Genomic DNA, 14,710 nt, shown 5'->3' with positions numbered 1-14,710 from the left:
TCTGAAGCGCCCGAATCGCCGGGCTTATCGCGGCTAGAGTGGTCCCATTGTTAGGGGTTCGCCAACTGTTGGCTGCCATAAATTTGTGTAAATGCCCCGCGATACGTAGCGGCCTGGGGAGCGCGTCATGACTGAGTTGCTGTCGATCATTCTTGCGGCAGGTGAAGGCACGCGGATGAAGTCCGCGACCCCGAAGGTTTTGCACCCGGTAGGCGGACTGCCGATCATCGGCCATGTGGTGCGCGCGGCACGCGAGGCCGGCTCGAGCAAAATCGCCATGGTGACCGGGCCCAAGCACGGTGCGATCCGCGAGGCGGTTTCCGGCCTGGACGCGGATATCGTCCATTTCGAGCAGACCGTGGCCAAGGGCACCGGGCATGCGGCGGCCCAGGCACGCGCGCTGTTCGAAGCGCATGATGGCTATATTGCCGTGGTTTATGGCGACCACCCGCTGCTGCGCGGCGAAAATTTTCGGGCGGTGCTCGATCGGCTCGATGCAGGCCTCGATGCCGCCATCCTGGGTTTCGAGCCCAAGGATCCGACCGGTTATGGGCGGTTCATCACCGAGGGCGAAACACTGCGTGCGATCCGCGAGCACAAGGATGCCAGTGAAGCAGAGCGCGCCATCGGGCTTTGCAATGCCTGCATCCTGGCTTTCCGGGCCGACGTGTTCCGCGATCTCATCGACCGGATCGACACGAACAATGCGCAGGGCGAGTACTACCTGACGGACCTCGTGGGCCTTGCCAATGCTGCCGGCAAGAAGGTGGGATACGGTGTGGCGCCGGAAAACGACGTGATGGGCGTCAATGACCGTTCGCAACTGGCGCGTGCCGAGGCCCTGTTCCAGGAGGTGCGCCGCGAGGACGCCATGCGCGCAGGGGTGACGCTGCGCGATCCTCCGAGCGTCTGGTTTTCATGGGACACAGACCTTGGTCGAGATGTGACCATCCATCCGAACGTGGTCTTCGGTCCAGGCGTCAAGGTTGCGGACAAGGTCGAGATCCGGACGTTCTGCGATATCGAGGATGCCGTCATAGGCGAGGGTGCCACGATCGGACCGTTTGCGCGCATTCGCGGCGGTGCAGAGCTGGGTGCCGATGTACATCTCGGCAATTTCGTTGAGGTGAAGAAGAGCAAGATCGGCGCCGGCACGAAAGCGGGTCACCTGAGTTATCTCGGCGATGCCGAGATCGGCAGCAAGACCAATATCGGCGCGGGCACCATCACCTGCAATTATGACGGTGTGAACAAGGACCAAACCATTATCGGCGACGGCGTCTTCGTCGGCTCTAATACGTCGCTGGTGGCGCCGGTGTCGCTCGGGAACGGCGCCTATACGGCGTCAGGCAGCGTGATCACGGATGACGTGCCTGATGACGCGGTGGCATTCGGGCGAGCCCGGCAGGTAAACAAGCCGGGCTACGCGCCCAAGCTCAAGGAAAAGGCGCTGGCCAAGAAGGCCGCGAAAGGAAAATAGCATGTGCGGTATCGTTGGGATTGTCGGTGATGCTCCCGTGGCCGGTCGGCTGGTCGATGCGCTCAAGCGCCTCGAATACCGGGGCTATGACAGTGCGGGTGTAGCGACCCTGGAAAGCGGCGCCATTGCGCGGCGCCGGGCCGAAGGCAAACTGGGCAATCTGGCCAGCAAGCTGGGCATGGAGCCGCTGGGCGGGCATATCGGCATCGGCCACACGCGCTGGGCGACCCATGGGGCGCCGACCGAGAACAACGCCCACCCGCATGCGACCGATCGCGTCGCGGTGGTCCACAACGGCATCATCGAGAATTTCCGCGAACTGCTGGCCGACCTCGAGCAGGACGGTTACCTGCCGCAGACGCAGACCGACACGGAATCCGTTGCCCTCTGGGTGACGCGCGAGCTGAACAACGGCGCCGAGCCTGAACTGGCGGTGGCGCGGACACTCAAGAAGCTCAAGGGCGCCTTTGCCCTGGCCTTCATGTTCAAAGGCGAGCAGGGGTTGTTGATCGCCGCCCGGCATGGCGCGCCGCTGGCCGTCGGCTATGGCACGACGGAAATGTATCTCGGGTCCGACGCGATGGCGCTGGCGCCCTTCACATCGCGCCTCACCTATCTCGAAGACGGCGATTGGGCCGTGATCACGCCCAAGGGCGTGACGATCCGGGACGGCAAGGATGCCATCGTCCAGCGCGAGCAGCTGGTCAGCCAGGCATCCGCGCTGCTGGTGGACAAGGGCAACCACCGCCATTTCATGGCCAAGGAAATCTACGAGCAGCCCGAGACCATCTCGCACACCCTCAGCCACTATGTGGACATGGGCGCCGAAAAGGTTGCCATCCGCGAGACGCTGCCATTCGATTTCGCCGATCTCTCGAGACTGACGATGAGCGCCTGCGGCACGGCGTACTATGCTGGTGCCATCGCCAAATACTGGTTCGAACGCTTTGCGCGGTTGCCTGTCGATATCGATGTGGCCAGCGAATTCCGGTATCGCGAACCGCCGCTGGAAAAGGGCGGGCTCTCGCTGTTCATCTCGCAATCGGGCGAGACCGCCGACACCCTCGCGGCACTGCGTTACTGCGCCGGTCAGGGCCAGCATGTGGCCAGCCTCGTCAATACGCTGGAATCGACGATTGCCCGGGAGTCCGGCGTAGTCTTTCCGATCCTCTGCGGGCCGGAAATCGGCGTTGCCTCGACCAAGGCGCTGACGGCACAGCTGACAGCGCTGGCCAGCCTTGCCATCGCTGCCGGCCGGGCGCGCGGGGTGCTGAGCGCCGAGCAGGAAGCCGAACTGGTGCGGGCCCTGACGGCGCTGCCATCAGCCGTATCGGCAGCGCTGGGTGCCGAGGCGCAGATTATCGACATCTCGAAGCGCCTTTCCAAGGCCAAGGACGTGCTCTATCTGGGCCGCGGAGCGATGTTCCCTGTGGCTATGGAAGGGGCGTTGAAGCTCAAGGAAATTAGCTACATCCACGCCGAAGGTTACGCGGCAGGTGAACTCAAGCACGGGCCGATCGCCCTGGTTGACGAGGCCATGCCTGTGATCGTCGTCGCGCCGTCGGACGAGCTTGTCGACAAGACCCTGAGCAACATGCAGGAAGTCGCTGCGCGTGGCGGCAAGATCATCCTGATCACCGACGAGGACGGCGCCGAAAGCGTCGGCCACGGTGTGGCTGACATCATCAAGATCCCGCATGTCCATTCCTTCGTCGCTCCGATCCTCGCGACCATCCCCGTGCAGTTGCTGGCCTATCATACGGCCGTGTTCATGGGCACGGATGTGGACCAGCCCCGGAACCTGGCGAAGTCGGTGACGGTGGAGTAGGGACCTGTTCTGAAGCGAAATTGCCCAGTGGGCGGGGCCCGCGTGTGCTTCACCCCGCCCGGATCAGCGGGATCGCGAGGTCTCTTCTGAACAGATACAACAGCGTACGTGCGGCTTCGCCTTCTTCGCCCGTCAGGCCGGGGTTGCGCTGCATCAGTGCCTTGGCGTCGTCGTGGGCGAATTCGAGCAGGTGGCGGTGGACGTCCGGGACGGCGAGGCGGTAGCCCGGCATGCCGGACTGGCGGGTGCCCAGGACGTCGCCCTGGCCGCGCAGTTCGAGGTCGCGCTCGGCGATGAGAAAGCCGTCTTCGGTCGATTTTATCGTTTCGAGACGGGCCTTTGCGGTTTCGCTGAGCGGGTCTTTGTAAAGGAGGAGACAGGCCGAGCGCTGAGTGCCCCGGCCGACACGGCCGCGCAACTGGTGGAGCTGGGCCAGGCCGAAACGCTCGGCGTGCTCGATGATCATGATGCTGGCATTGGGAACATCGACGCCGACTTCAATCACGGTGGTTGCGACCAAGAGCTTGATTTCATTGGCCTTAAATCGCCCCATTACGTCCTGTTTGGCGGCAGCCGACATGCGGCCGTGGACCAGGGCGACCTTATTACCGAAGATTTTCTGCAGTTCCGCGAAGCGATCTTCGGCGCTAACCACTTCCAGCGTCTCGCTTTCCTCGACCAGAGGACAGACCCAGTAGGCCTGGGCGCCTTCGGCCAGCCGGGACTGCAGCCGGGCGATGACCCGGTCGTAGTCGCCGATGGAAAGGACAGCCGTATCAATAGGTTGGCGGCCGCGCGGCTTTTCGCGAAGCACGCTGACGGCCATGTCGCCGAAGTGGGTGAGGACCAGCGTGCGGGGGATCGGGGTGGCCGTCATGACCAGGAGGTCGGTGTGGCGGCCCTTGTCGGACAAAGCGAGGCGCTGATGAACGCCGAAGCGGTGCTGCTCGTCCACGACAGTGAGGCCCAAGTCCTTGAATTCGATATCGGATTGGAAGAGTGCGTGCGTGCCGACGGCTATGCTGATCGACCCGTCGGCCAGACCCGCGAGGATGGCGCGACGCTCGGCGGCGGGCATCTTGCCGGTGAGCAATGCGCAGGTGAGTCCTGCTGCCTCGCAGATCGGCTGAATCGTCCTAAAGTGTTGTGAGGCAAGCAATTCCGTGGGCGCCATCAGCGTCGATTGCGCGCCTGACTCGGCCATTGCAGCCATCGCCATGAGCGCGACGACCGTCTTGCCGGAACCGACATCGCCCTGAAGTAGCCGGGACATGCGATCTGTCGCTCTCAAGTCGACAAAAATCTCCTCAAGAGCGTGTTTTTGTCCCTCGGTCAGCGAAAATGCTAGCAGGGCGCTAACCTTTGCGGGCAATTCGCCAGCGAACTGGCGCGCGACGCCCTTTGCGGCCACCATGGTCGAGCGGACGAGCTGCAAGGTGATCTGGCCGGCCAGATATTCGTCATAGGCAAGACGCTGCCGGGCAGGGGACCAGAGTTGACCCTCATCGGGGTTCTCCGGCAGGTGAACATTGCGCATGGCGGTCTGGAAGCTGGGCCACTTCCGTATCGCCATGGTCTCCGGGCCGATCCATTCGGGGAGTTCGGGCACGGTGTCGACCGCCTGCCGGACGAGTTTGGCCAGGGCCTTGGACGACAGGCCGTTGGTCAGGGGATAGACGGGCTCGACCAAGGGCAGGGTGGCGAACCTGTCCGGCTCGACGATGTAGTCGGGGTGGGTGATCTGCTTTTCGCCGTTGAAAAAGCCGATTTGGCCCGAAACGAAGCGCTCCTCGCCGACGGGCAGGGCCTTTTCGACCCAGCCGCCCTGGGCGCGGAAGAAGACCAGGTTGATGTCGCCGGTTTCGTCGTGGGCAAAAACACGATGGGGAATATGAGGCTTGCCGCGCGGCGGAGGCTGGTGGCGATCGATGTGGAGGCGCAGCGTGACCACCTGGTTGAGATAGGCTTCGGCAATGCCCACCTGTCGACGGCGGTCGACGACGCCTGATGGCATGTGCATGAGCACATCAAGAACGATCGCCTCCTGGCCTTCAGGCGCGCCGAAAAAGCGGGTCAACAACGCAGCCAGCTTGTCGCCCACGCCCTTGATGGCGTGGAGCGAAGCAAACAGGGGCTGGAGTTCTGCAGGGCGGGACAAGGCACGATTCTCCTGCGGGAGATGGAACAATCCAATAGGCATCGGCGCGCAGGGAGAGAACCCCTTACCCCGGATTTTGCTGACCGCAAACCCCGGTCCCTCTTCCCCGAGGGGCGAGGGGAGGCCGGTGAATGGCGATCGGCCAGAGTCAGGGCTGACAATCGCATTCAACGCGCGTAATAGACATGTCCAAATCGAGAACAAATTGCAATCATGGGTGTCGAAATGGCGGCCGGTGAAGATATTTCCATTCGTCGCAAGCGCCTGAAATACCGGGCCTGGCATCGGGGCACCAAAGAGATGGACCTGATCCTGGGGCCCTTCGCCGACGCCAATGTGGACGGTTACGACGAAGGGGAACTCGATCGGCTCGAAGCCCTTATGAACGAGGAAGACCCGCCGCTGCTGAAATGGGTGATGGGTCAGGAAGAGCCTCCCGCCAACGTGGACCGGGATTTTCTTGCACTCGTTGTCGCCGATCATCAGGCCCGTATCGCAAAATGAACGAACTTTCCGGGATCACCCCGCCGACGCGGACGATTTCCAACGTCCCCGACGGCATGCAGCCGATGGTGCTGGCCAGGCTCGTTGAAGACCGGCTGAAGGCTGCGCCTGATGCTGTCGCAAGCCTGGTGTTCGTCGCGCGAGACGGCCGCCGCATGCAGCGCATGGCCGAAATCCTCGGCGCCATGCTGCCCGGCCATGCGATCCTGACGCTGCCCGCCTGGGACTGCCTGCCGTATGACCGCGTTTCCCCTAACACGGTGACGATCGCGGCCCGCATGAACACTCTGGCGGCGCTGACTTCGGGTGCCAAGGGCACGATCGTGCTCACGGCCGTCAATGCGCTGATTCAGAAACTGCCGCCGCGCGACCTCGTCGAGACGATGAGCTTTTCGGCCGCGGTCGGCCGGGTGGTGGACAGCGACAAGCTGGTCGCCTGGGCCGCCAACAACGGCTACCTGCGCGTGCCGACAGTGCGCGAGAGCGGCGAGTTCGCGGTGCGTGGCGGCCTCGTCGACCTGTTTCCCGCCGGATCGGAGTCGCCGTTGCGCTTCGACTTTTTCGGCAGCCAGCTCGAATCGATCCGCACATTCGACCCGGACAGCCAGCGCACGACCGGCACGCTCAAGCGGGTAGACCTGACCCCGATGAGCGAGGTGGTGCTGAACGAGGAAACCATCAGGCGTTTCCGGCAGAATTATACGGCAACATTTGGCGGCAATACCGTCGACGACACGCTCTATGCCTCAGTCAGCGGCGGCTCGCGATATTCGGGCACCGAACATTGGTTGCCGTTCTTCTACGACCACATGGACCGCCTGGCCGACTACGTCGGCGATGCTCCCTTCGTATTCGATGACCAGGTGGGCGAGGCTTATTCCGAGCGCGCGACGCAGATCCGCGACTATTACGAGGCGCGCGAGGCGGCACGACAGGCGCCCAAGGTTGCCGGGGCCGGCGCTCCCTACAAGCCGATAAATCCCGAACTGCTCTATGATCTGGATGTTGCGCCGACAGCCCTAGCCGGGGCGTCCGTGGTGCAATTCTCGCCATTCCTGTCTCCGCAAACGGCGCGGGGCGACGATGCCGGCGGCCATATCGCTCCGAGCTTCGCCGCCGAGCGGGTGGCATCGGACATCAATCTCTTTCAGGCGGTCGTCGATCGACTGCTGAAGGAGCGTCGGGACGGAAGGCGGGCGATCATCGCCTGCTGGAGCTCTGGCACGCGCGACCGCATGGCGCAGGTTTTGAAGGACCATGGCCTTACCAATCCGCGCATGGCGGAAAACTGGCGCGACGCGGAGACCACGAGCGCGGCGACGACGTCGCTGGTGGTGCTGCCGCTCGAGACCGGGTTCGAGACCAAGGACCTGCTCGTCCTTTCCGAGCAGGATATCCTGGGGGAACGGATCCTCAGGCCGCAGCGCAAGAAGAAGGCATCGGACGCGCTGACCGAGGCGGCGAGCCTCAATGCCGGCGACCTCGTCGTGCATGTCGATCATGGCATCGGCCGCTTCATCGGCCTCAAGGTCATCGAGGCCGGAGGGGCTCCGCATGAATGCGTCGAGCTCGAGTATGGCGGCGACACCAAGCTCTACCTGCCGGTGGAAAATATCGAGCTGCTGACCCGTTACGGTTCGGACGACGGCAATGTCACCCTCGACAAGCTGGGCGGCGTCGCCTGGCAGGCCAAGAAGGGCAAGCTCAAGAAGCGCATCCGCGAGATGGCGGAACAGCTTATCAAGCTGGCCGCGCAGCGCCTGCTGACCAAGGCCGATGTCGTCGAAATCAATGCCGGGGCCTATGACGAGTTCGCGGCGCGCTTCCCCTATGAGGAAACCGAAGACCAGCTCAATGCCATCGAAGCGGTGTTCGACGACATCACTTCGGGCAAGGTCATGGACCGGCTGGTTTGCGGCGACGTGGGCTTCGGAAAGACCGAAGTGGCGCTGCGCGCGGCTTTCGCGGTGGCGCTGAGCGGCAAGCAGGTTGCCGTCGTGGTACCGACAACGCTGCTGGCCCGCCAGCATTTCAAGACCTTCTCCGAGCGTTTCCAGGGACTGCCGGTGCGCGTGCGCCATGCCTCGCGCATGGTGCCGGCTGCCGAACTCAAGGCGACCAAGGACGGCCTTGCCGATGGACAGGTGGATATCGTCGTCGGTACGCATGCGCTGCTCAGCAAATCGATAAAATTCAAGGACCTGGGGCTGCTGATCATCGACGAGGAACAGCACTTCGGCGTTGGCCACAAGGAGCGCCTCAAGGAGCTCAAGGCCAATGTGCATGTGCTGACGCTGACGGCGACACCGATACCACGCACGCTGCAGCTGGCCCTGACGGGCGTTCGCGACCTCAGCCTCCTGGCAACGCCGCCGGTCGATCGCCTCGCGATCCGTACCTTCATCTCGCCCTTCGATCCGCTGTCGATTCGCGAAGCGCTGCTGCGCGAGAAGTATCGTGGCGGCCAGAGCTTCTATGTGGTGCCGCGGATCAAGGACCAGCCCGACATCGCCGAATTCCTGCGCACCCAGGTGCCGGAAGTGTCGTTTGTCGCCGCCAATGGGCAGATGGCGCCGGGTGAGCTCGACGACATCATGAATGCCTTTTACGACAACAAGTTCGATGTGCTGCTGGCCACGACCATCGTGGAATCGGGGCTCGACATTCCCAACGCCAATACGCTGATCGTGCACCGGGCCGACAATTTCGGGCTGGCGCAACTTTATCAGATCCGCGGCCGCATCGGGCGGGCCAAGCAACGCGCCTATGCGCTGTTCACCGTGCCTCCGGACAAGAAGCTGACCGATACTGCCGAGCGGCGCCTGGGCGTGCTGCAATCGCTGGAATCGCTGGGCGCCGGCTTCCAGCTGTCCAGCCACGATCTCGACATCCGCGGTGCGGGTAACCTGCTCGGCGACGAGCAGTCGGGGCATATCCGCGAAGTCGGCTACGAACTCTACCAGGCCATGCTGGAGGAGGCGGTAGCTTCGCTGAAGAGCGGCGAGGAGGACTACGAAGACCGAAACGAGTGGAGCCCCCAGATATCGCTGGGCATGCCGGTCATGATCCCCGAGCACTACGTGCCCGACCTGCAGCTGCGCATGCAGCTCTATCGCAAGCTCGGCGACCTGACCGACTTCCGCGACATCGACGCGGCGGGCGCAGAACTGATCGACCGCTTCGGGCCGCTGCCCGAGGAGGTGGAGGCGCTGCTCAAGGTCATCCTCGTCAAGTCGCTGTGCCGGCAGGCCAATGTCGAAAAGGTGGATGCCGGGCCCAAGGGCGCCGTCATTACCCTGAGGAACAACGAATTCCCGAATCCGGCCGGGCTTGTGCGCATGGTCAGCGATCTTTCCAACCAGGTTCGCATCAAGCCCGATCAGAAGCTCGTGTTCGCCCGCAACTGGCCGACGCCGGAACAGCGGCTCAAGGGGACGGCGGCAATCCTCTCCAAGCTCGCAAAACTGGCCGAAACCGGGGCCTGACCGTGCTCGCGCGGCAACGCGCGAGCATAATGTTTTGGCAAGGTGCATCGGTCATGTTATTGCCCGATTTGAGCCCTTGAAGGGCAGTTCGAAATTGATGGCGGCGCGAAGCCGCCGGGACCGCCAAGGAAGGCAAGGATATTCTATGACTTTCAGGAAACCCCTCGTCGCCGGAGTCGCGGTGGCCGCAATGATGCTGTCCCCCCTCTCGGCGTTTGCGCAGGACACGACGACACCCGCCGAGGCGCCCGCCGCGGAAACCACCGAAGCTGCACCTGCCGATGCTGCGCCGGCCGAAGGCTCCGCGACGGCTGAGGTCGCAGCCGCTGTCGACAACCTGGCTTCGCAGAACTGGCTCAAGGTCTGCGATCCGCTGCCCGATGGCCAGAAAGCCTGCCTGATGCGCCAGGTTATCCTGGCGAACGGCCAGTTCCTCGGCTCGTTCCTGCTGCGTGACGACCCGGGCCAGGAATCGCGCCTGCTGGCCGTTGCCGCCGTGCCGCTCGGGGTGCTGCTGCCGTTCGGCCTGACCTGGCAGATCGACAATGCCAAGCCGGTGCGCGTGCCCTACATGCTTTGCGACACGCAGTCGTGCTCGACCCAGCTGGTGATCAACGAGCAGTATGTGAATTCGCTCAAGCGCGGCAACAAGCTGACGCTGACCGCCAAGAACCGCCAGAACCAGGATCTCGCCATCGAGATCGACCTTGCCGGGTTCACCGCGACCTATGACACCGATTCCGCGCTGACTTTCGAACAGCTGCAGCAGCAGGAATCGGGCCAGAACGCTCTCGAGCAGGTCCTGCAGGACCGTGCCGAGCAGCTGCGCAAGGAACTGACCACCGACGGTTCGACGCCGCCGGCCAATGGTGCCGTACCAGCCGATGGCGCCGCTCCTGCGAATGGCGCACCAGCCAACGGCACGGACGCTCCGGCCCAGCAGTAAGCGGACCGCGTAGACTTCTGAAACGGGCGCAGGAAACTGCGCCCGTTTCGCTTTTTTGGCATGGCGATGGAGAGCGCGTCGCTCGGTCAGCGTTCGCCCATGCCGAGGGCGAAGGCCTGGCGTCGCAGCGGCGGCAGGAGCTTCAACGCCCAGAGGCCGCCGGCGCGCAGCGCCTGGCTGGGCAGCATTTCTGCGAGCAGGGAGCGGAACAGGGCGTCGACCATGCCGCCAGTGCGGGCAAGGTCGCCGGCCCGACGCGCGGCGTAATCCTGGCTGGCCGCGATGCCCCAGGCCGGGTCGGTGCGGTCGGCCGCATCGACGGCCGCCACGAGATCGGCAGCGTCCCGCAGACCGAGGTTGAGCCCCTGCGCGCCGATGGGCGGGAAGGCGTGAGCCGATTCTCCGACCAGGGCGACGCCATCGCGTCCGGCCGTTTCGACGGTGAGGGTCGAGAGCGGAAAGACGAAGCTGGGCGAGGCCAGGGTCATGGTGCCGAAGAGGCGCTGGGCACGCTCATGCAGTGCGGCAAGGAGCCTGTCCGGGCCTTCGGACTGGAGCTGGCGCAGTTTGGCTTCCTCGTCGATCCAGACCAGATTGGCCCTGGTGCCACCGGCCGGCACGAGGGTGAAGGGGCCGCGCGGATAGTGGAATTCGATCGACGCACCGCCGATCGGGCGGGCGAGATCAAGGTCGCAGACAAGCGCGGCTTCGGCGAAATGGTGCTCGCGCGTGGCGATGCACGCCACAGAGCGGAGCAGGGATTTCTTGCCATCGGCGCCGACGACGAGTGGCGCCTGCAGCTCCGTGCCATCGGACAGGGTGACAACGCCCAGATCGCCGTCGCGGCGCCAGGCGGTGACCGCCTGACTGCGGGTCTCGAAGCCGGCGGACGGAGCGGCCTCCTGGAAACGGGCGAGAAGGGCGGCGTTGGCAAAGTTCCAGCCGAAGGCCGAGAGGCCGATCTCGGCGGCATCGAAGAGCGTTTCCGGCGCGCGGATGAGGCGCGGGGTCGCGTCGATGATGCGGATGGCGGTGAGGGCATGGCCGAGATCGGCCGGTTCGCCGATGAGGCCGGACTGGCGCAGGAAATCGACGCTGGGCATCATCAGGGCCGAGGTGCGCCGGTCGGGCGGGGCGGGGGGCGCGAGGTGGATCACCCGATGCCCGGACCGCGCGAGGCTGACGGCCGAGGCGAGGCCTGCAAGGCCACCGCCGACGACGATGATGTCGGTGTCGGCTTTCATCGGGCGGCCTCCGCAAGGCGGTGGGGCTTGCGGGTCGGAAACAGAAGACCGCCGGCCAGCGAACCCGCCAGCATGGCGCCAAGGAACAGCCAGAGGCCATCGGGCTGAAAGGCGATCAGCGAGATGGCCGGGCCGGGGCATATGCCCGACATGCCCCAGCCGAGGCCAAACAGCGCCGCGCCGCCGACGAGGGGGGCATCGATGCTGCTCGCCTTGGGCTCATGGAAGTGCGTGTCGAACAGCGGAGCGGCGCGCCGGCGTCCGATGCGAACGGCGACGAACATGACTGCGATGGCCGGGACGATGACAAAAGCGAGGCTCGGATCCCAGCCGCCGGTTGGGATGGCGGTGAAATCGAGAAAGCGCAGGACCTTGAGCGGATCGACCATCTGCGACACATAAAGGCCGGTGCCGAACAGGGCGCCGCTGAGGGCCGCGGTGACGAGGTAGGGCAGGCGGAGCGCGGCCATCAGACGATCCCCGTTATGGTGACGGTGAGAATGGCGACGCCGAAAAAGACGGCGACAGCCACCAGCGAGCGTGGGGACAGGCGGGCGAGCCCGCAGACGCCGTGGCCGGAGGTGCAGCCGTTGCCGATCCGGGTGCCAAAGCCGGTGAGGAGACCGGCGACGATCAGCCAGACGGGCATGGGTATGGCCCAGCCTGCTGGCGGGGGCACCAGTGCCGAGGGTTCGGCACCCCCCGCGCCAAGGCCCGGAAAGGCTTTTGCCGACAGGAAGGTGGCGGCGACGAGGGCCGCGAGGAACACGAAGCGCCAGGCCACGGTCCGTGCCGGGGGAAGCAGGTTGCCGAAGATGCCGGATATGCCGGCGATGCGGCCGTTGCCCAGCCAGAGGACGGCGCAGGCCAGACCGATCAGGCTGCCGCCGAGCGCGGCGGTGAGGGGAGAAAAGGTTTCCATGCGGCATTCCCGACTGAACTTTGGAACCGGAGCCTAGCACCGGACATTCGGGCGATACCAGCGGCCGGGGTGGAGGGCTATTCCGTTTGATGCCGCAGGCGCGCAAAAACTCGATTTGCCGCCTTCACCACCTGCAAAGCTGTCCCTAGATTGAACTGTCATTTCGACTCGCCGCATGGAGCGCTCGATGCTTGAACTGCTCGCCGATCCCAATGTGTGGATTGCCTTTGCCACGCTCACGATCATGGAGATCGTGCTAGGCATCGATAATATCGTGTTCATTTCGGTCCTGGTGTCGCGGCTGCCGCGTGAGCAGGCCGAATTCGCCCGCAAGCTGGGCATCGGTCTGGCGCTGGTGTTCCGCATCGTGCTGCTGTTCCTGATCAGCTGGATAGTGCAGTTGCAGGATCCGGTATTCTCGGCCTTCGGGCACGACTTCTCGTGGAAGGACATCATCCTGATCGCGGGCGGCGGGTTCCTGATCTACAAGGCCACGCACGAGATGCACGCGGCCATCGAGGACGATCACGAGGTCAAGCCGGGCGATGCTGCCAAGGCGACGCTGCAGGCGATCCTGCTGCAGATCGTGGTCATCGACATGGTCTTCTCGATCGACTCGATCATCACTGCCGTGGGCATGGTGCCGGCGGACCAGGTGGCGGTGATGGTGGCCGCCGTGCTGGTCGCCGTGGCCGTGATGTTCGTGGCCTCAGGCCCGATCGCGAAATTCGTGGCGGATCATCCGACAACCAAGATGCTGGCGCTGGCCTTCCTGCTGCTGATCGGCGTGACGCTGGTGGCCGACGGGCTCGGCTTCCACATTCCCAAGGGCTATATCTATTCGGCCATGGCCTTCTCGGTTCTGGTCGAAGCGGTCAACATCATCGCCAAGGGTCGCAAGCAGCGGCGTAGCGGCGCGGCGGGCAAGCCGCAGTTCACGCCCTTTACCGGGGATACAGGATCGGTCTCTACCGAGACCGCCCTGGCGGCCATGGGTAGCGCCGCCGTCGGCGCAGCGCGAACCGCGGCCACGGCTCCGAGCGTCGACCCGGTCACCGCGGCCAAGCTGCGTCCCAAGTCCAACCCGTCAGCACGGGCGCAATCGCGGCCCAAATCGGCGCCCCGCAAACCAAAGGCGCCGAAGTGACCCGGGTCGTCGTCGTCAACGCGCATGGCGGGCCGGATGTCCTCTCGGTCGAGGACTGGACCGTCGATGCGCCAGGACCGGGGCAGGCAAGGGTCAGGCAAACGGCCATTGGCCTCAATTTTATCGACACGTACCAGCGCTCGGGCCTCTACCCGCTGCCGCTGCCATTCGTGGCGGGGAATGAGGCTGCGGGTGTGGTGACCGCCATCGGTGAGGGCGTTACCGAGGTCTCGGTCGGGGACCGGGTGTGCTACCAGGGAACGCCGGGCGCCTATGCCGACGAACGCCTGGTGCCGGCCGCCAAGCTGGTGCCGATCCCCGAGGGCGTGGACGACAAGACAGCGGCGGCAGTGCTACTCAAGGGGCTCACCGCCTACTATCTCTTGTTCAAGACCTGGCCGGTGCAGAAAGGTGAGACCATCCTCTGGCACGCAGCCGCGGGCGGCACCGGACAGATCGCAACGCAGTGGGCGCGCGCCTTGGGCGCCACGGTCATCGGTACGGCCGGTGGCCAGGAGAAGGTGCAGATCGCGCTCGACCACGGGTGTCACCACGCCATCGACTACAAGGCCGAGGACTTTCCGGCCCTCGTGAAGGAATTCACCGGGGGCAGGGGCGTCGACGTGGTGTATGACGGCGTCGGCAAGGCGACGTTCGAAGGATCGCTCGACTGCCTGAGGCCGCGCGGGCTGCTGGCCAGCTTCGGCAATGCCTCGGGCGTGGTAAGCGTACCGGACCTCGGCATTCTGGCCCGTAAAGGCTCGCTGTTCGTGACACGACCGACCGGCACGCATTATTTCGCTAGGCGCGAGGATCTGCTGGAGGGCGCCAAGGCGCTGTTCGACGCGATCCTTGCCGGGGCGATCAAGGTGGAGGTGGGGCGGACATTCGCTCTCGCCGATGCCGCCGACGCGCACCGGGCGCTCGAGGGACGGGAAACGACTGGCTCGGTGGTGCTTCTGCCTTAGGGGCATGGGCACTGTAGGGCGCCATTCT

Annotated in this window: 11 protein-coding genes; 7 read left to right on the top strand and 4 right to left on the bottom strand. The window is 64.6% G+C overall.

Annotated features, from left to right (window positions below):
• The first annotated feature begins 127 nt into the window (after positions 1-127).
• Both glmU and glmS read left to right on the top strand, forming a co-directional pair.
• Positions 128-1,480 carry a bifunctional UDP-N-acetylglucosamine diphosphorylase/glucosamine-1-phosphate N-acetyltransferase GlmU gene (glmU, locus tag CCK88_RS05875; protein ID WP_086469548.1) on the top strand — a complete coding sequence of 451 codons (1,353 nt, stop codon included), beginning with the start codon at positions 128-130 and terminating at the stop codon, positions 1,478-1,480.
• Between the two features lies 1 nt (position 1,481).
• Positions 1,482-3,308: a glutamine--fructose-6-phosphate transaminase (isomerizing) gene (gene glmS / locus CCK88_RS05870; protein WP_086469547.1), complete on the top strand. Its 1,827-nt coding sequence runs from the start codon at positions 1,482-1,484 to the stop codon at positions 3,306-3,308.
• A 49-nt stretch (positions 3,309-3,357) separates the two neighbouring features.
• Here the strand turns inward: glmS and recG are convergent, their stop codons facing one another.
• Positions 3,358-5,508: an ATP-dependent DNA helicase RecG gene (gene recG, locus CCK88_RS05865; RefSeq protein ID WP_086469546.1), complete on the bottom strand. Its 2,151-nt coding sequence runs from the start codon at positions 5,506-5,508 to the stop codon at positions 3,358-3,360.
• Between the two features lie 171 nt (positions 5,509-5,679).
• Between recG and CCK88_RS05860 the strand changes: the two genes are divergently transcribed.
• The 3 genes from CCK88_RS05860 to CCK88_RS05850 all read left to right on the top strand — a co-directional run bounded on the left by CCK88_RS05860 (position 5,680) and on the right by CCK88_RS05850 (position 10,401).
• Complete coding sequence (locus tag CCK88_RS05860; protein ID WP_086469545.1) at positions 5,680-5,970, top strand: FAD assembly factor SdhE; 291 nt, start codon at positions 5,680-5,682, stop codon at positions 5,968-5,970.
• Positions 5,967-9,455: a transcription-repair coupling factor gene (gene mfd, locus CCK88_RS05855; RefSeq protein WP_086469544.1), complete on the top strand. Its 3,489-nt coding sequence runs from the start codon at positions 5,967-5,969 to the stop codon at positions 9,453-9,455. Before CCK88_RS05860 ends, mfd begins: the two co-directional genes overlap by 4 nt.
• A 145-nt stretch (positions 9,456-9,600) precedes the next feature.
• Positions 9,601-10,401, top strand: coding sequence for an invasion associated locus B family protein (locus CCK88_RS05850; protein ID WP_170926371.1), 801 nt, complete (start codon positions 9,601-9,603; stop codon positions 10,399-10,401).
• Between the two features lie 86 nt (positions 10,402-10,487).
• Here the strand turns inward: CCK88_RS05850 and CCK88_RS05845 are convergent, their stop codons facing one another.
• Genes CCK88_RS05845 through CCK88_RS05835 form a run of 3 tightly spaced genes read right to left on the bottom strand, consistent with a single transcriptional unit; the run spans position 10,488 to position 12,567 of the window.
• On the bottom strand, positions 10,488-11,645 hold the full coding sequence (locus CCK88_RS05845) for an FAD-dependent monooxygenase (RefSeq protein ID WP_086469542.1): 1,158 nt from the start codon (positions 11,643-11,645) through the stop codon (positions 10,488-10,490).
• Entirely contained in the window at positions 11,642-12,115 is a 474-nt protein-coding gene (locus tag CCK88_RS05840; protein WP_086469541.1) for a DUF6691 family protein, read from the bottom strand. Before CCK88_RS05840 ends, CCK88_RS05845 begins: the two co-directional genes overlap by 4 nt.
• On the bottom strand, positions 12,115-12,567 hold the full coding sequence (locus CCK88_RS05835; RefSeq protein ID WP_086469540.1) for a YeeE/YedE family protein: 453 nt from the start codon (positions 12,565-12,567) through the stop codon (positions 12,115-12,117). Before CCK88_RS05835 ends, CCK88_RS05840 begins: the two co-directional genes overlap by 1 nt.
• Before the next feature lie 187 nt (positions 12,568-12,754).
• Here CCK88_RS05835 and CCK88_RS05830 point away from each other — a divergent pair, with 187 nt between their 5' ends.
• Positions 12,755-13,714, top strand: a complete 960-nt coding sequence (locus CCK88_RS05830) for a TerC family protein (RefSeq protein ID WP_086470837.1) — start codon at positions 12,755-12,757, stop codon at positions 13,712-13,714.
• A complete protein-coding gene (locus CCK88_RS05825) occupies positions 13,711-14,682 on the top strand; it encodes a quinone oxidoreductase family protein (RefSeq protein WP_086469539.1) in 972 nt (323 codons plus the stop codon). Before CCK88_RS05830 ends, CCK88_RS05825 begins: the two co-directional genes overlap by 4 nt.
• Positions 14,683-14,710: the final 28 nt, after the last annotated feature.

Source organism: Devosia lucknowensis, assembly GCF_900177655.1.
Lineage (GTDB): Bacteria > Pseudomonadota > Alphaproteobacteria > Rhizobiales > Devosiaceae > Devosia > Devosia lucknowensis.
The sequence above is the reverse complement of the archived record's forward strand: the minus strand, read 5'-3'. Positions and strand labels throughout refer to the sequence as shown.